Source organism: Streptomyces sp. CA-250714 (genome assembly GCF_050936705.1).
Lineage (GTDB): Bacteria > Actinomycetota > Actinomycetes > Streptomycetales > Streptomycetaceae > Streptomyces.
The window spans coordinates 3,597,069-3,612,010 of record NZ_JBNJMI010000002.1 but is presented as its reverse complement, the minus strand read 5'-3'; the positions used below and the strand labels follow the sequence as shown (position 1 = coordinate 3,612,010).

Genomic DNA, 14,942 nt, shown 5'->3' with positions numbered 1-14,942 from the left:
TGTTGGTTCTGAGACAACAACCCCAGACACATTTGAATCAAGTGTGTTGCTGGTTGTGTGTTTCGCCGTGTTTCGGTGGTCATAGCGTGAGGGAAACGCCCGGTTACATTCCGAACCCGGAAGCTAAGCCTTTCAGCGCCGATGGTACTGCATGCGGGAGTGTGTGGGAGAGTAGGACACCGCCGAACTCATTGTGAGAATAGCCCCGTTGGCTCACGCCAACGGGGCTATTTTTCTGTGCCGGAACGTCTGGACTCACACTGCGGACTGAGCCCTGGCGGGTCAGTCGTAGTAGTGCACGGCGATCGCCCGGGAAAGGTTGGTCCTTATGTAGAATTCCGCTCGGTTGTCGTCACCATCAACGAAAGAGTCGAGATTGGGCACCGTGGCGCAGCCATCAGGCCCGGCGTCCACATTTTTGACCCTCTCGCTGCTTCCGTCGGCGTCTTCCTCCCTGAGCTGGTGGAGCCCCAGGTGCTCGCTGGTGCTCGTGCGGATGCAGAACCGGAAGTCCCCGCCGTCGGAGGAAATCGTTGCTGCCCGCCACGGGTAGTAGAGCGAGCCGGTGCCGGTGTAGAAGTTGTGCTCCCCCAGATCCTTCCACTCGCCCTGATCCGGTGGTGGCGCCGCCGAAGCAGGAGCCTGCATGAGCAAGGCCGACAACACCGCCGCAAACGCCACCGTGATCACTCTCAGCTGCCGCATTTGTTGCTCCTTTCGGGACCAGGACCCGGCGCCACTCCATAGCAGCGTCGGCTCGCCATGATCCGGCGGAACCCTCAACGGCGCCTCCCTGCCCCCTATAGGCCAGGGCCGCCGAACTGATGCGGACGCCCTGTTGCCGTTCGCGGGTTGGACGCTCAGTGGTCGGGCGTTCGGCGTGGACGAAGTCCTCAGCCAGTGCGGCTACCCATCGAGCCCAGCCCGACGACGGTTACGGAAGTGTGGTGATGCCCGGTAGGGCGTCAAAGTCGCGTGGGCAAGTAGCTGTTGAGCGCCCGCGCTGCAGCTGCCTACGGCTTCGCCGACAGGTGGAGGATCGTCGTCAGTGGTGGGTCGAGCCGACCGTCAGATGACCGTGCGGCCATGCGGCGGCCGTGCTCGACCACGCTCTGGGTGAGCGCGTTGAGGATCGGAAGTACGTCCGGGTCCTCGCCCACTACGTAGAGCGTGCCCGCTTCGGCGATGAAGGATTCCAACGCGAGACGATCGGCTCGCTCCGCGGAACACGCGTTGCGGACATGCAGTTGGCCCAGCGGTGCCAGTGCGCGGCGGATCAGGGCGACCGCGTCGGCGCGGAGTTGGGGATGGCCCGCGAGGGCGGACTCCAGCTCGCCGGCGGCGCCGGAGGTGGCCTTGGGGTGGGTCCGCAGGATGCGTACGGCGTCGGCGGTCTGTCCCGTGGCGAGTGCCCAGCGGTGTACTTCGCGGAACGGGCGCTTCTCCAGGGCCGCAGCGTGCAGCCAGCAGCGTAGGACGGTCTCCGCGGTGGTGTGCGTCGTCGCGTCGATGGGGCGCGGGGAGCGCAGGGGGGCCAGGAGGGCTGTGGCGCGGGACGCGGCCGTGGTGCGGTCGGCGCAGCCGTGGTGCGGGGACCAGCGAAGCCGGTCGGGGGTGTCGCAGGCGTGCGTCGGGTCGAAGAGGTGGACGGGACCCAGTTTGGCGCGAGCCGTCTTGGTGGCGGCCCACAGGTCGGGGGTGGCGGCGCTGACGAGTACGGCGCCGGGAGCCTCCAGGATCTGTGTCACGGGGTCGTGGTCGTCGTCGCCTGCTGTGCTGCCGGCCGTTCCGCTGCCGAGCGTTGGGCCGTTCGCGTCCTGGCCGTCGGTGGGTGTCGCGCCCCCGGTGGTCGCGGCTGTGCCGGGGAGGGTTGGGGCGAGCGGGCTGGGTTGGGCGGCGGACGGTGACTGCGATGTTGGTGCGGCGGGCTCTTGGGGTGGGGGAGGTTGCTCTTCCGGGGCCGGGGCCGGGGCCGGGGCCGGGCTCGGAGGCGGAGTTGGGGCCGGGGCGGGCCGGGGTGCCGTCTCCGCCGGCGCGAGTGAGGCATCGGCGGGCTGCCCGGTGTGGCCAGCGGGCCCTGCGGACCCCGCGTCCTTGCGCTCCGGGATCTCCTCCGCCTGCTCCTGCCGGATGCGCCTGGCCTTCCGTACGGCGCGGGCGCGGGCGATGGTGCCCAGGACGAAGATGGTGAGCACCATCAGCACCAGCAGCTGGCTGACGAAGATGCCCCAGAACAGGCCGTAGCCCGACAGTTGGCCGCGGGGGGTGGAGGGCCAGGCGCCGGGGATGTCGTGCGGTTCGGTGATCAGTTCCCGTACGGCGAGCGGGGTCCTGGCGAAGGTGACGTCGTCCGGCCAGGCGCCGTGGGTGAGGAGGCCCGCGAGTCCCGTCGCCGTCCAGACGAAGATGGTCAGGCCCAGCAGGAAGCCGAGGACACCCACCAGGAGGCCGTCGGGGATGCCTCCGCCGCCCCCACCGGCTGCGCGGCGCGGCCAGTGCGGGTCATGGTGCGGAGGGCGGCCCGGGTGGTACCCCGGGTGGCGGTGACGCTCGCGGTCGTCGTATCGCATCGGTACCGATATTCAAGCGGGGCCGGTGGGTTGCGGCAAGATCCCCGCGGCGGCTTCACCGGCGGGGATGCCCTCGGTGTCTTCAGGCGACACCCGAGCCGGGTGCGGCGGGGCCGGACGGGGTGCGTTCCATGGCCATGGCCCGTGCCTCGGTCTCCGCCTCCAGGTCGGCCTCCAGCGCGGCCTCGAACGAGGCGGCTTCCGCGGCTTCTGCGGCTTCGGCTTCCTCGGCGCTCTCCGTCATGGCGCGGTCGGTGAAGACGAGCGGGCGTTCGGCCTCGGTGACCAGGTGTTTGACGACCTGCACATTGCCGTTTACGTCCCAGACGGCGATGCCGGGCGAGAGCGTGGGGATGATCTCCACGGCCCAGCGTGGCAGGCCCAGGACCTTGCCGGTGGCGCGGGCCTCGTCGGCTTTCTGGGCGTAAATCGTCCTGGTGGAGGCCATTTTGAGGATGGCGGCGGCTTCGCGGGCCGCGGCTCCGTCGACCACGTCGGACAGGTGGTGGACGACGGCGACGAAGGAGAGGCCGAGGCGGCGGCCGAACTTCAGCAGGCGCTGGAAGAGCTGGGCGACGAAGGGGCTGTTGATGATGTGCCACGCCTCTTCGACGAGGAAGATTCGCTTGCGCCGGTCGGGGCGGATCCAGGTGTGCTCCAGCCAGACTCCGACCATCGCCATCAGGATCGGCATGGCGATGGAGTTGCGGTCGATGTGGGAGAGGTCGAAGACAATCAGTGGCGCGTCCAGGTCGATACCGACCGTCGTCGGGCCGTCGAACATGCCGCGCAGGTCACCGTCGACCAGCCGGTCGAGGACGAGGGCGACATCCAGGCCCCAGTCGCGTACGTCGTCCAGGGCGACGTTCATCGCCTCGGCCGACTCCGGCTTGGGGTGGCGCAGTTGCTCCACGATGTCGGTGAGCTGCGGCTGGCGGTCGACGATGGTGGAGTTGACGTAGGAGTGCGCGACCTTGAGGGCGAAGCCGGAGCGCTCGTCGAGGCCGTGGCCCATGGCGACCTCGATGATGGTGCGCAGCAGTGCCAGCTGGCCGGTGGTGGTGATGGCCGGGTCCAGCGGGTTGAGCCGGATGCCCTGGTCGAGTGCCGCGGTGGGGTCGAGGCGGATCGGGGTTATGCCCATCTCCTCGGCGATCAGGTTCCACTCGCCGACGCCGTCCTCACCCTGTGCGTCCAGGACCACCACCTGGCGGTCCCGGAAGCGCAGCTGGCGCAGTACGTACGTCTTCTCCAGCGCCGACTTGCCGTTTCCCGACTCGCCCAGCACCAGCCAGTGCGGGGCCGGCAGTTGCTGTCCGTACAGCTGGAAGGGGTCGTAGATGTAGCCCTTGCCGCTGTAGACCTCGCGGCCGATGATGACGCCGGAGTCGCCAAGGCCGGGTGCGGCCGTCGGCAGGTAGACGGCCTGCGCCTGGCCCGTGGACGTACGGACGGGCAGGCGGGTCGTCTCCGTCTTGCCGAACAGGAAGCTGGTGAACGCTTCGGTGATGGCGGACAGGGGATCGAGCGCGGCCATGCTGGCTACCTCCGGCCTGGAGCTGCGGTGCGGGGGGAGAGCGGTCGGGCGGCGGAGCGGGTGGGGGTCATATGGAGGCTCCTCAGCGCCGGATACCGGTGGCGAAGGGGAGGGTGTTGACGAAGGCTCGGTGGTGTTCCCTGTCGCACCACTCCAGCTTCAGGTAGCTCTTGCCCGCCGAGGCGCGGATCGTGCGCTTGTCCCGGGCCAGCGCCTCCGGTGAGCGGGAGGAGACGGTGATGTAGCCGACGAGGTTGACGCCGGCCGCGCCCGATGCCAGGTCCTCGCCGCGCTGGTCGACGCGGCCGTGCGCGGCGATGTCGCGCGGGTCGACGGTGCGGTTCATCTTCGCCGAACGGCTGGCCTCCGCCTCGTCGTTCGTCTTCTCCGTCAGCATGCGTTCGATGGCCAGCTCGGTCGGCTCCAGGTCCATCACCACCGCGACGGTACGGATCACGTCCGGGGTGTGCACCAGCAGCGGCGCCAGGAAGTTGACGCCGACCGGGGTCATCGGCCACTCCTTCACCCATGCCGTGGCGTGGCACCAGGGCTCGCGGGTGGCCGACTCGCGGGTCTTGGCCTGGAGGTACGTCGGCTCGACGGCGTCCAGCTCGGCCGGCCAGGCGTTGCGCTTGGACATGGCCTGAATGTGGTCGATGGGGTGGTCCGGGTCGTACATCGAGTGGATGAGCGAGGCCAGCCGGGCCTGCCCGAGCGGCTGCCGTACCCGGATGTCGGCTTCGGTGAGCCGGGCGCAGATGTCGGTGAGTTCGCGGGCCATCACTATGGCCAGCCCCTCGTCCCTGGTCAGCTTGCGGCCCGCCGTGCGCCGGGCGGCCTTGGCGATGGTGGCGCCCTCGGTGGCCAGTTCGCGGCCGTAGGGCATGCAGGCGACCAGGTAGGCGCGGTGCTGCTCGCTGGAGGTGGAGACCATGGACAGCAGCTGCTCGTAGGAGGAGCGCAGCCATCCGGCGGACCGCTCGTTGCCGCGCTGGGCGACGTCCTTGGCGTGTGCGTCGGGGTCGGCGGGCAGCGTACGGGCCAGCATTTGGAGCCGCGTCACATAGCCGTCGCCGTTGGCCACATGCTTCAGGAGGGTGCCGAAGCGCTCGACCAGGGCCTCCTGGTCCTCGCTGTCGCGCAGGCCGACGCCGGGGCCCTCGATCTCGATGGCGGCGGTCACGGTGCGGCGGTCGGCGTGCAGCAGTACGGCGATCTCGTCGGGCCCGAACGGCGCCGACAGCCAGTTGATGCGGCCCACGCCGGGCGGCGGGCCGATCTCCACCTCACGGCCGTCGAGCATGGTGCCCGCCTCGACGGCGTCCGAACGATATGTCGTACCGCGGCGCAGCAGCCGCTTGTAGGAGCGGTTGATCTCGAACCACCTGTAGAACGTACGGCCCTTGTACGGCACGTAGACGGCCGCCAGCGCGAGGGCCGGGAAACCGATCAGAGCGGGGATACGGAACGAGAGGACGGGGATGAGCAGGCCGCTCATCATGCCGAGGAAGGCACCGACGACGATCAGGCCGATCTCGCCCGTCTCGCGGTTCTTCCCGACGATGGCGTTGGGCCGGGCCTTGCCGATCATGTACGTACGGCGTGGCGAGCCCAGCGAGGACCCTGCCGTGTGGGACGGGGTCGTCATCCGCGGTCACCTCCCGAACTGCGCGGCCGGCTGGGTTGGGAGCGGCCCGTGCCCGGAGGGCTCTGCCGGGGTGGGCGGGCCGAGTGGGGGGTGGTGGTGGCGGGCGCGGGGGCCTGCTGGCGGGGTGGCGGTGCCTCTTCGGCGCCGCCGCCCGCGCGGGAGCTGTGGGCGGCCACGCCGCCGGACACGGTCGATCCGGAGGGCTTGCCGCTGCCGGTGGAGGAGGCGGTTGCGGCAGTGCCCTGGCCGCCGCCTCGGCCGCCGTGGGTGTTGATGCCCTGCCGGACGAGCGCGGCCGGCGAGGCCACCACCGCGGCGGCGCCACGGGAGGCGGAGCGGGCCGCGCTGCGGTGGGCGGCGATGTCGTCGCCGAAGCTGGGTACGAAGCGGTAGATCATCGCGCTGGCGAAGATCGCGAGCAGGATGATGGACAGCCCGGACACGATCGCTGAGACCGAGTCGGGCCCGTCCCCGCCGGCGAGCGCGCCCGCGAGGCCGAGCACGATGACGATCACGGGCTTCACGAGGATCACAGCGATCATGATGCCCGCCCAGCGGCGGACATGGCCCCACATGTTCTTGTCGACCAGTCCCGCGTAGACGGCGGTGCCCAGCAGTGCGCCGACGTACAGCAGCGCCGCGCGGACCACCAGTTCGAGATACAGGATGCCCGCCGCCAGGACCGACACCAGCGAGACGACGATCAGCATGATCGGGCCGCCGCCGATGTCGTCGCCCTCCTTGAGCGCTTTGGAGAACGTGCCGAAGAAGGCGTCGGTCTCGTCGGACGTGCCCGAGGCGAGGACTTGCGTGACCGAGTCGGTCGCCGAGACCACCGTGTAGAGGATCAGCGGGGTGAAGGCCGAGGCCAGCACCGTCAGCCAGAGGAAGCCGATCGCCTCCGTGATCGCCTCGGTGAACGGCACACCGCGTACGGCCCGCTTGGCCACCGCCAGCAGCCACAGGGTGAGGGTCAGAATCGTCGACGCGGCGAAGACCACGGCGTACTGGCGCAGGAACTCCGTGTTGGTGAAGTCGACCTTCGTCGTCGAATCCACCAGCTTCGCCAACTTGCTGACCGTCCAACTCGCCGCCTCGGCACATCCTTTGGCGAGGGAGCCGAGGGGGTCGGTGGCGGAGGTGGGGTCGGTGGTGGGGGTGGAGGGGGAGCCGCCGCCGTCGCTCTCTTTACAGTTCTCCTGCCATGGGCCGAGGACGTCGTCGCATTCGTCCTTCGGCTCGGCCCAGGCTCGGGTAGCGAGCAGTACGGTGGCGGTTTGAAGCCCGGCCAGTGCTGCCCCGATCCCGACGACGCGGCCGCGAGTATTAGCGGGCATACGTGAAGCCTCCGAACTTGTCCACAGCGGCGGCGATCTCGTCCGCGCTCGAGGCTGTGTTGTCGCCGTTCACGGGGGCGGGACCCTCCTTCTGCGAGAACTTCCGAATCTTCCAGTCCCCGTCCGTCCACGTGAGCTCAAGGGTGAGGGTGAACCAGTCGCTCGTGACCGGATTCGTGGACGTCTTCCCGGCGTTGCCGAACACGCCCGTGCACCACACGTCGAGTCTCGCTGTGTCGCCCTTGTACTTGCGGACGGTCGTCCCCACAGGAGCGGTCCGAGAGACGTACTTGGCGTCCTTCTTGGCAACCCCGTTCTCATCCAGCCCCATTCTCGCCAGCAGCTTCGGCGAGTAGGCCTTGTCCATCTTGCGCTGGGTTTCGCTGACCTGGTCGGGAGCGAAGAGCTGTTGGATGATTTCATCCCGCTCTTTCGGCTTCACGATGTCCGCGGACACCAACGCGACAGCGTAATTCGCCGCTGCGCTCTGTGCCCCCTTCTCGCTGTGGGGGAAGCCCGAGGCGAGGGTGTCGGGGGAGGTCTTCACAGGCTTTTCACCGGAGGGGGCGGTGGGTTGGGCCTCGGGGGCGGAGCCGTTCTTGTCGTCGGAGGAGGCGTTCTCGCCGCCGCCCTCGCCGCCGCCTCGGTTGGCGAAGGCGATGGCGGCGATCAGGAGGACGACCACGGCGACGACCGTCACCAGGCTCCGCCCGGGGCGGGTGGGCGGGCGGTTGCCGCCGCCCTCGCTGCCCGGTAGGCGTGTTCGAGTCGTTGTCCGTGCGCCATCACGGGCGCCGGGCACGCCTTCGCTGGTGCGAGTACGTGCGTCGTACTCGTCGCCGCCGCCGATGTTCATGCCGGCCTGGCCCCCTCGACCTCTGTCGCTCAACTGCCGTCACTGCATTGTCTCCTCAGATGACGGTAGCGGGGTCACACCGCGCATGTGCCGTGTGCAAGCCAGGTGAACGGCATCATTTCGAACACCGCGACGGTGCGCCGTCTGTGTTCTTGCCGCTGAGGGTGCGATTACGCGCGTGGTACGGGGTCGGCCGCGCACCGGTGCGCCCCCGGTGCTCGGGCAGGCCCCCAGGGGGCCGGGCGGAGTTGGAGGGCGGTTTGAGTATCCGTACCCATGTGCGGAGGGCCGGGACGGGCCAGGCTGCGATGTATGACTGATGTGACTCCTTCTGTGCAGAGACCCACCACCGCGGCGTTCTTCGTGCAGTCGGCGATTGCCTTCGGGGTGTCGCTGCTCGCGCTGCTCGTCGGGATCGCCCGGCTGCCGGTCGGCCCGTGGGAGCGCGGGTACCTCGGGCTGGGGCTCGTCTTCGTGGTCTCCTCCGCGTTCACGCTGGCCAAGTGCGTACGGGACCGGCAGGAGGTGTCGGAGGTGACGAACCGGGTGGACAAGGCGCGGATCGACAAGCTGCTGACCGAGGTCGATCCGTTCGGTCAGAGCAAGGTGTGAGTGCCGCCGGCCTTCGGGGGAGTTCGCGCGGGAGGCCGGTACGAGCCCTGTGCCGCCCTCCGCGCCGGGATGGGCGGGGAGGGCGCCAGGCGGGCGGGAGGCGCCCCTGGGGGGCCTACGCGCGCTTGCGGGCCAGTGTGACGCCGTCCCGGAGGGGCAGCATGACGGAGTCCACGCGGTCGTCCGCGGTGATGGTGTCGTTGATGCGGCGGATGGCGACGTCCGCCTCGTCCTGCGCGGCCGGGTCCACGACGCGGCCCGCGCGCAGCACGTTGTCCAGCACGATCAGGCCGCCGGGGCGGATCCGGGGCACCAGCGCCTCGTAGTACGCCGGGTAGCCGGACTTGTCCGCGTCGATGAACGCGAAGTCCACGAACGGTTCCTGCGGCAGCGCGCTCAGCGTCTCGAGGGCGGGCGCGAGGTGCAGTTCGATGCGGTCGGTGAGGTCGGCGCGCTCCCAGTAGCGGCGGGCGATGGACGTCCACTCCTCCGAGACGTCGCAGGCGATCAGCCGGCCGTCCGCGGGCAGGCCGCGGGCGATGCAGATGGAGGAGTAGCCGGTGAACACGCCGACCTCGACGGCGGTCCTGGCACCCGTCAGCCGCACCAGCATCGTGAGGAACTCGCCCTCGTCGTGCGTGATCTGCATGGTGGGGTAATCCGGCACGCGCTCATGGGTCTCCTCGACCAGGTCGCGGAGGACCTCGTCGGCCGGCGTGCAGTGGGCCAGCAGATAGTCCTCGAGGGCGGGGTTCACGATGTCCATGGAGCTCCTCGTGCGCGGGGGCGGACGGGCGCAGGGCACGCCGCTGTGTCGTCTGTGGCGTTCGGCGGAGCGACTTTGCGGGCGCTGCGCCGTGGCGGAGCTAGACCGCCATGCCGTAGACGATGGTGAACAGGGTGCCGAGCGAGCCGATGATGAACACGCCGGTCAGCCCGGCGACGATCAACCCCTTCCCCTGCTCGGCGCTGAAGGTGTCGCGGAGGGCCGTGGCGCCGATCCGCTGCTTGGCCGCGCCCCAGATGGCGATGCCGAGGCAGAGCAGGATGGCCACGGCCATGATGACCTCGATCATGATCCGGGCCTCTTGCCCGAGGGAGCCGAACGGGCCCCAGTCCGGTGCGATCCCGCCGATGATGGTGGTGATATCGCCTTTGTCAGCCGCCAGGAACATGGTGAACTCACCGCCTAGTTTCAAGGTTTGTCTCTGACGGATTGTGCCACGACCCGGTGACATGGGGACGCGTCGAGCATGCCGAAGTGGCCCGCCGATGTGGTTGCTTCGGGTAGTCGGCGAGGCGTCGGCGGGTCCGGAAGGAGCGTGGGTCGCTTCGCGGTCGGCGTGGGGCGTGCCCTGACGGGGCATCGGGCGTTCGGTCGTACTTCTGTGCGCCCCCGGTGAGCCTGGCGCGGGTCGGGGCCGGAGGCCTCGTTCACCTCCGCGCCCGTCGTCCGCCGTTCCGCTCGTGGGGTCGGCCTGGAATGATGAGCGGCATGGTCGGCGTCGACGAACTGGTGTCCTGTGGGGGAGGGTTGGGGAGTGCGCCGTAGAAGAGCGTGGCTGCTGGCGATCGGTGGCGGTGTGGGAGCGCTGTCCCTGTTCGTCACGCTGCTCGTGGTGGGCACCTATGTGGCCTCCGCCGGCCTGATGGGCGCGGCGGGTGGCGCTGTCGGGCTCGCCAAGGGCTCCGTGCCGGCCGCCTACGCGGGGCTCGTGCAGAAGTGGGGCAACCTGTGCAAGGCGCTCAATCCCGCGCTGCTGGCCGCGCAGCTCAACCAGGAGAGCGGCTGGAACCCCAAGGCGCAGAGCCCCGCGAAGGCGCAGGGCATAGCGCAGTTCATCCCCGGCACCTGGGCCACCCACGGCATGGACGCCAATGGTGACGGCAAGAAGGACGTGCACGACCCGGAGGACGCCATTCCGTCCGCGGCGAGTTACGACTGCAAGCTGGCCGCCAACGTCAAGGACGTGCCGGGCGACGCCTCGGACAACATGCTCGCCGCGTACAACGCGGGTCCGTACGCCGTCATCAAGTACCGCGGGGTGCCGCCCTACAGCGAGACCAAGAACTATGTGTCCACCATCCGCAAGATGGAGCAGAGCTTCGCGGCCCCCACCGGCCGGCTCAGCCCCACCAAGCAGGGTGCCGGTGCCATCGCCTTCGCACAGAGCAAGCTGGGCACCCCGTATCTGTGGGGCGGTAACGGTACGCCGGAGCAGGGCGGCAGGTTCGACTGCTCGGGCCTGACGAAGGCGGCGTACGCGAAGGTCGGCGTCGAGCTGCCCCGGGTGGCGAACGACCAGTACAACACCGGGCCGCACCCCAAGCGGAATGAGCTCCTCCCCGGTGATCTGGTCTTCTTCGCCCACGACCTGGGCAACTCCCGGTCCATCCACCATGTGGGCATCTACGTCGGCGGTGGCAAAATGATCAACGCCCCCTACACGGGAGCGAAGATCCGCTACGACCCGATCGACTCCCCGGACTACTTCGGGGCCACCCGGCCGAGTGCCAAGTGACCTGATGGCCCGGCTCGGGGTGCGCGGTGCACAGCCCGGGGTCATGCTTGTGTGCGCAGCGCAGGGATTGCGTCAACAATCCGTGAGGCATAGGCCCTGAGCTGCGCCTATGGGTCACCCTTGGGTAACGTCCTGGTGATCGTTCGGTAAGAACGGAACGGTCCACCTGCCGCAGCGCGTTTTCTCCACGGAACGGGACTTCCGCACAGCGACCACGGGGGGTCGTCAGCGCAGATCCAGCGATGAGCACACAGCCGAAGTGAGGGGCCGCACCGCGATGGCACTCTGGGACAACCCTGATGTCGAACTGCTTTACGAGATCAACGGGCTGGCCAAGGACGCACCCACCTGGGCCGACCGGATCATGGAGTACATCGGGGAGTACGGGATCGCCGCGGGCCTGGTCGTACTGGTGCTGTGGGCCTGGTGGGGCGTGACGCGGAAGCGCGAGAGCCGGGACGAGGCGCTGAGCGGTTTCGCCGGGTTGCTCTGGGCCCCGCTGGCGGCGTTGATCGCGGTCGCCGTCAACTTCCCCATCCGGGGCTTCGTGGAGCGACCGCGTCCCTTCATGGAGCACAAGGGCGTGGAGGTTCTCGTCCAGGGCAAGACGGACTTCTCGTTCGTCAGCGACCACGCCACCCTCACCATGGCGATCGCCGTCGGCATCTTCATGGTGCAGCGCAAGCCCGGCCTCGTCGCCATCGCGCTGGCTCTCCTGGAGGGCTTCTGCCGCGTCTACATGGGGGTGCACTACCCGACCGACGTCATCGGCGGGCTCGCGCTGGGTACCGCTGTCGCGCTGCTGCTGGCCCCTGTCGCCATGTGGGCGCTGACGCCGCTGGTGCGGGCCGTGGCCGGAAACGCACGCCTGGAGCTGCTGCTGTGGGCGGGTGCAGCTGCCGCCGCCGTCGGTGCCGCCGCCGCGGGGCGCCGGACCGTGGGCCGACCCGGTGAGGGCGAGCCGCGCCGTGCCGGGGACCGCGATCTGGCGGCCTGACGCACGGTTCCGCGGAGTTGCCGGGCGAGGCTAGGCGCCTTGGGTGGGAACCCCGTGGGCCTGCTGGTGGGTGCGGGCATCCGCGCGGGCACGGTCGCGGGCTCGGCGGGCGGGGCCGCGCCAGCCGCAGCTGCATGACGCGGAGCAGAACGAGCCCCGTTCGTTCAACGTCGTCCCGTGCGGGGCCGCCTGGGCCGCCGGGAGGGTCGGGTGCGCCGGGTCCGGCTGGTGTTCGGGAGCTCGCTCTCGCACGTGACCACCGTACTCGGGCCGTGACGGCCTTCCCAGGGGCCTCGTTGAACCGTCGAATCCGGACCTGCCCTCAAGGCGGTACGGCGGCGACCGGAGCGAGAGGTCGGCAGGAAATGGCGGTGCGGCGGCAGTACCGGGGCGGCACGGTGCCCCTCCCGCTGGTGGCGGTGGCGCTCGCCACGGTGCTGCTCTCGACCGGCTGCTCCGGGGACGGCGCTGTGGCGACGGCGGGGCCGCCCACCGCCGCCGGCCCCTCCCGTCCCGGCCGGGCGGCCGTGCGGGCGGCGGTCGACGAGTTGGCCCGGGCCGGGACGGCGCGGGTGCGGACGGCCATGGAGATGGTCAGCGGGCACACCCGCGTCACCATCGAGGGCCGCGGCGCCTTCGATCTGGCGCGCCGCACCGGGCAGCTGCGGGTCACGCTGCCGCCGGGCGCCGATGGGGCGCCGCCCGGGGAGCGCAGGCTGGTGCGCGAGCTGGTCACGCCGGGCGCGCTCTACATGCGTAACCGCGCGGGGGTGCCGGGCGACAAGTGGGTGCGGGTGGACACCACGTCGCTGCCGGACGGGAACCTGGTGACGGGCGGCGCCACCGACCCGGTCACCGCCGCCCAACTGCTGCGCGGCGCACACCGGATGGCGTACGCGGGCGCCACCGAGCTGGACGGCGTCCGGGTGTGGCGCTACAGCGGCGTGGTCGACATCGAGCGCGCGGCGGCGGGGGCGCCGCCGTTGGCGCGACGTCAGCTGAAGGCCGCGGAGAAAGGGTTCTCCGGCCATATGGTGCCGTTCGACGCCTACCTGGACGAGCAGGGGCGGCTGCGGATGGTCCAGCACCGCTTCACCTTCGCCGCGGATCCGGACAGCCCGCCGGACGCGGACTACGCGGTCTCCTCGACGACGAGGCTGCACGCCTTCGGCACCCGGGTGCGGATCGCGATGCCGGAGACCGGCGACATCTGGACCGGGCGGATCGCCGCGCCGTAGGGCCCGTACGGCGGCCGTGCAGCCGCGGGACCGGCCCCGTGTCGGGCCGGTAAATGATTCGGAAGTGCCATGCGCCCGGGCGGCGGTCTCCTTAGGCTGGGAGGCTGGGCCCCGGCCCGGCCGCGGCGCTCCGCCCGGTGGATCCGTGCAGCACGGGAGGTGATACGTGTGCCCGTACCGAAGCGTGACAGGGACGACGGCCGTGGGAGCCGTGGCCGACGGCGTTCGCTGATGCAGGACCACGTGGCTCTCGCCGAGATCGAGCTGTGCGGCGAGTTGATGATCGCCGCGTCCGCCGCCGAGGGGCCGCTGAGCGTGGCCCGTATCGACGAGGTGCTGCGGCGCGCGGCGGACGAGCTGGACGACTTCCCCCGGTCCTCCGCCTGCTGAGGGCCCCGGCAGATCGCCTGCCGAGAGCCCCGGCGGGTCAGGTGCGCAGCAGGCGGGCGATGGCGGCGGTGGCTTCCTCGACCTTGGCGTCCATCTCGGCGCCGCCGTCCTGCGCGGCGTGGGCCACACAGTGCCGCAGGTGCTCCTCCAGGAGCTGGAGGGCGAAGGACTGGAGGGCCTTGGTGGAGGCGGATACCTGGGTGAGTATGTCGATGCAGTAGACGTCCTCGTCCACCATCCGCTGGAGGCCGCGGATCTGGCCCTCGATGCGGCGCAGTCGCTTGACGTGAGCGTCCTTGTTCTTGGTGTAACCGTGCTCCCCGGTGGCCGCGTGTGCCGCGCAGCTCTCCGAAGTGGCTTCGGCCACTGTCTGCGGTGTGTCCGAGGTGGTCTGCGGCGACGTCATACGGTCCTCCCGGGATGGTGGTGAGGGGCTGTCGGGACCGTGATTGCGGGCCCTTGATACCCCTAGAGGGTATATGATACCGGCCTTCTCGTAGCCCACTTCAGTAGGCGAGTCTCCATGGGTGACACTGGGGGACGCCGGTTCGCTGTGGCCGGATGATGCGCCTAGCATCAACGAGACCGTCATCGATGCACCCCGAGGACCCCCAGTGCGCTTTCGTCTGACCCCCAGGGAGACGAGCTTCTACGACATGTTCGCGGCCTCCGCGGACAACATCGTGACCGGCTCCAAGCTCCTCATGGAACTGCTCGGGGCGGAATCCTCCGCGCGGACCGAGATCTCCGAACGGATGCGCGCGGCGGAGCACGCGGGAGACGACGCGACGCACGCGATCTTCCACCAGCTCAACTCCTCGTTCATCACGCCGTTCGACCGCGAGGACATCTACAACCTGGCGTCCTCCCTCGACGACATCATGGACTTCATGGAGGAGGCCGTCGACCTCGTCGTCCTCTACCAGATCGAGGAGCTCCCCAAGGGCGTCGAGCAGCAGATCGAGGTGCTGTCGCGGGCTGCCGAGCTGACCGCCGAGGCCATGCCGAATCTGCGGACCATGGACCATCTCACCGAGTACTGGATCGAGGTCAACCGGCTGGAGAACCAGGCCGACCAGATCCACCGCAAGCTGCTGGCCCACTTGTTCAACGGCAAGTACGACGCCATCGAGGTCATGAAGCTCAAGCAGGTCGTGGACGTGCTGGAGGAGGCCGCCGACGCGTTCGAGCATGTGGCGAACACCATCGAGACCATCACGGTCAAGGAGTCCTGA

At 69.7% G+C, this 14,942-nt stretch carries 15 protein-coding genes and 1 rRNA gene; 7 read left to right on the top strand and 9 right to left on the bottom strand.

What is annotated here, in order from left to right:
• Window positions 1-71 precede the first annotated feature (71 nt).
• Window positions 72-188 (top strand): 5S ribosomal RNA (gene rrf / locus ACQEU8_RS35075).
• Between the two features lie 94 nt (window positions 189-282).
• Here the strand turns inward: rrf and ACQEU8_RS35070 are convergent.
• From ACQEU8_RS35070 to ACQEU8_RS35045, 6 genes are all read right to left on the bottom strand, one after another.
• Entirely contained in the window at window positions 283-705 is a 423-nt protein-coding gene (locus ACQEU8_RS35070) for a hypothetical protein (protein WP_433108396.1), read from the bottom strand.
• A 308-nt stretch (window positions 706-1,013) separates the two neighbouring features.
• Window positions 1,014-2,570 carry a hypothetical protein gene (locus ACQEU8_RS35065; protein ID WP_433108394.1) on the bottom strand — a complete coding sequence of 519 codons (1,557 nt, stop codon included), beginning with the start codon at window positions 2,568-2,570 and terminating at the stop codon, window positions 1,014-1,016.
• 82 nt (window positions 2,571-2,652) lie between these two features.
• The gene (locus ACQEU8_RS35060) at window positions 2,653-4,107 is read right to left on the bottom strand and encodes an ATP-binding protein (protein ID WP_433108392.1); all 1,455 of its coding nucleotides are present in this window, start codon (window positions 4,105-4,107) and stop codon (window positions 2,653-2,655) included.
• A gap of 82 nt (window positions 4,108-4,189) precedes the next feature.
• Window positions 4,190-5,755, bottom strand: coding sequence for an SCO6880 family protein (locus tag ACQEU8_RS35055; RefSeq protein WP_433108390.1), 1,566 nt, complete (start codon window positions 5,753-5,755; stop codon window positions 4,190-4,192).
• Window positions 5,752-7,092: a hypothetical protein gene (locus ACQEU8_RS35050; RefSeq protein WP_433108389.1), complete on the bottom strand. Its 1,341-nt coding sequence runs from the start codon at window positions 7,090-7,092 to the stop codon at window positions 5,752-5,754. The genes ACQEU8_RS35055 and ACQEU8_RS35050 overlap by 4 nt, the downstream gene beginning before the upstream one ends.
• Window positions 7,082-7,948 carry a hypothetical protein gene (locus tag ACQEU8_RS35045; protein ID WP_433108387.1) on the bottom strand — a complete coding sequence of 289 codons (867 nt, stop codon included), beginning with the start codon at window positions 7,946-7,948 and terminating at the stop codon, window positions 7,082-7,084. The genes ACQEU8_RS35050 and ACQEU8_RS35045 overlap by 11 nt, the downstream gene beginning before the upstream one ends.
• 312 nt (window positions 7,949-8,260) lie before the next feature.
• On the opposite strand from ACQEU8_RS35045, the gene ACQEU8_RS35040 reads away from it, so the two are divergent.
• Entirely contained in the window at window positions 8,261-8,560 is a 300-nt protein-coding gene (locus ACQEU8_RS35040; RefSeq protein WP_433108385.1) for a YiaA/YiaB family inner membrane protein, read from the top strand.
• A 115-nt stretch (window positions 8,561-8,675) separates the two neighbouring features.
• Here ACQEU8_RS35040 and ACQEU8_RS35035 read toward each other — a convergent pair whose 3' ends face one another.
• On the bottom strand, window positions 8,676-9,326 hold the full coding sequence (locus tag ACQEU8_RS35035) for an O-methyltransferase (protein WP_433108383.1): 651 nt from the start codon (window positions 9,324-9,326) through the stop codon (window positions 8,676-8,678).
• Window positions 9,327-9,426: 100 nt separating this feature from the next.
• Window positions 9,427-9,735 carry a hypothetical protein gene (locus ACQEU8_RS35030; RefSeq protein WP_099882465.1) on the bottom strand — a complete coding sequence of 103 codons (309 nt, stop codon included), beginning with the start codon at window positions 9,733-9,735 and terminating at the stop codon, window positions 9,427-9,429.
• Window positions 9,736-10,101: 366 nt separating this feature from the next.
• On the opposite strand from ACQEU8_RS35030, the gene ACQEU8_RS35025 reads away from it, so the two are divergent.
• The 4 genes from ACQEU8_RS35025 to ACQEU8_RS35010 all read left to right on the top strand — a co-directional run bounded on the left by ACQEU8_RS35025 (window position 10,102) and on the right by ACQEU8_RS35010 (window position 13,707).
• Window positions 10,102-11,082, top strand: a complete 981-nt coding sequence (locus tag ACQEU8_RS35025; RefSeq protein ID WP_433108381.1) for an NlpC/P60 family protein — start codon at window positions 10,102-10,104, stop codon at window positions 11,080-11,082.
• A gap of 277 nt (window positions 11,083-11,359) precedes the next feature.
• Complete coding sequence (locus ACQEU8_RS35020; protein ID WP_433108379.1) at window positions 11,360-12,079, top strand: phosphatase PAP2 family protein; 720 nt, start codon at window positions 11,360-11,362, stop codon at window positions 12,077-12,079.
• A 365-nt stretch (window positions 12,080-12,444) separates the two neighbouring features.
• Window positions 12,445-13,317, top strand: coding sequence for a hypothetical protein (locus tag ACQEU8_RS35015; protein ID WP_433108377.1), 873 nt, complete (start codon window positions 12,445-12,447; stop codon window positions 13,315-13,317).
• 168 nt (window positions 13,318-13,485) lie between these two features.
• Window positions 13,486-13,707: a hypothetical protein gene (locus ACQEU8_RS35010; protein ID WP_433108977.1), complete on the top strand. Its 222-nt coding sequence runs from the start codon at window positions 13,486-13,488 to the stop codon at window positions 13,705-13,707.
• A gap of 37 nt (window positions 13,708-13,744) precedes the next feature.
• Here the strand turns inward: ACQEU8_RS35010 and ACQEU8_RS35005 are convergent, their stop codons facing one another.
• Entirely contained in the window at window positions 13,745-14,113 is a 369-nt protein-coding gene (locus ACQEU8_RS35005) for a metal-sensitive transcriptional regulator (RefSeq protein ID WP_433108375.1), read from the bottom strand.
• A 208-nt stretch (window positions 14,114-14,321) separates the two neighbouring features.
• Here ACQEU8_RS35005 and ACQEU8_RS35000 point away from each other — a divergent pair, with 208 nt between their 5' ends.
• Window positions 14,322-14,942, top strand: coding sequence for a DUF47 domain-containing protein (locus ACQEU8_RS35000; protein ID WP_433108373.1), 621 nt, complete (start codon window positions 14,322-14,324; stop codon window positions 14,940-14,942).

What these genes read in the sequence shown, in the direction of transcription:
- ACQEU8_RS35020 (WP_433108379.1), top strand. Translation starts at nt 11,360, where the DNA reads ATGGCACTCTGGGACAACCCTGATGTCGAACTGCTTTACGAGATCAAC.
- ACQEU8_RS35040 (WP_433108385.1), top strand. Translation starts at nt 8,261, where the DNA reads ATGACTGATGTGACTCCTTCTGTGCAGAGACCCACCACCGCGGCGTTC.
- ACQEU8_RS35065 (WP_433108394.1), bottom strand. Translation starts at nt 2,570, where the DNA reads ATGCGATACGACGACCGCGAGCGTCACCGCCACCCGGGGTACCACCCG.
- ACQEU8_RS35035 (WP_433108383.1), bottom strand. Translation starts at nt 9,326, where the DNA reads ATGGACATCGTGAACCCCGCCCTCGAGGACTATCTGCTGGCCCACTGC.
- ACQEU8_RS35015 (WP_433108377.1), top strand. Translation starts at nt 12,445, where the DNA reads ATGGCGGTGCGGCGGCAGTACCGGGGCGGCACGGTGCCCCTCCCGCTG.
- ACQEU8_RS35055 (WP_433108390.1), bottom strand. Translation starts at nt 5,755, where the DNA reads ATGACGACCCCGTCCCACACGGCAGGGTCCTCGCTGGGCTCGCCACGC.
- ACQEU8_RS35050 (WP_433108389.1), bottom strand. Translation starts at nt 7,092, where the DNA reads ATGCCCGCTAATACTCGCGGCCGCGTCGTCGGGATCGGGGCAGCACTG.
- ACQEU8_RS35005 (WP_433108375.1), bottom strand. Translation starts at nt 14,113, where the DNA reads ATGACGTCGCCGCAGACCACCTCGGACACACCGCAGACAGTGGCCGAA.
- ACQEU8_RS35030 (WP_099882465.1), bottom strand. Translation starts at nt 9,735, where the DNA reads ATGTTCCTGGCGGCTGACAAAGGCGATATCACCACCATCATCGGCGGG.
- ACQEU8_RS35045 (WP_433108387.1), bottom strand. Translation starts at nt 7,948, where the DNA reads ATGAACATCGGCGGCGGCGACGAGTACGACGCACGTACTCGCACCAGC.
- ACQEU8_RS35070 (WP_433108396.1), bottom strand. Translation starts at nt 705, where the DNA reads ATGCGGCAGCTGAGAGTGATCACGGTGGCGTTTGCGGCGGTGTTGTCG.
- ACQEU8_RS35060 (WP_433108392.1), bottom strand. Translation starts at nt 4,107, where the DNA reads ATGGCCGCGCTCGATCCCCTGTCCGCCATCACCGAAGCGTTCACCAGC.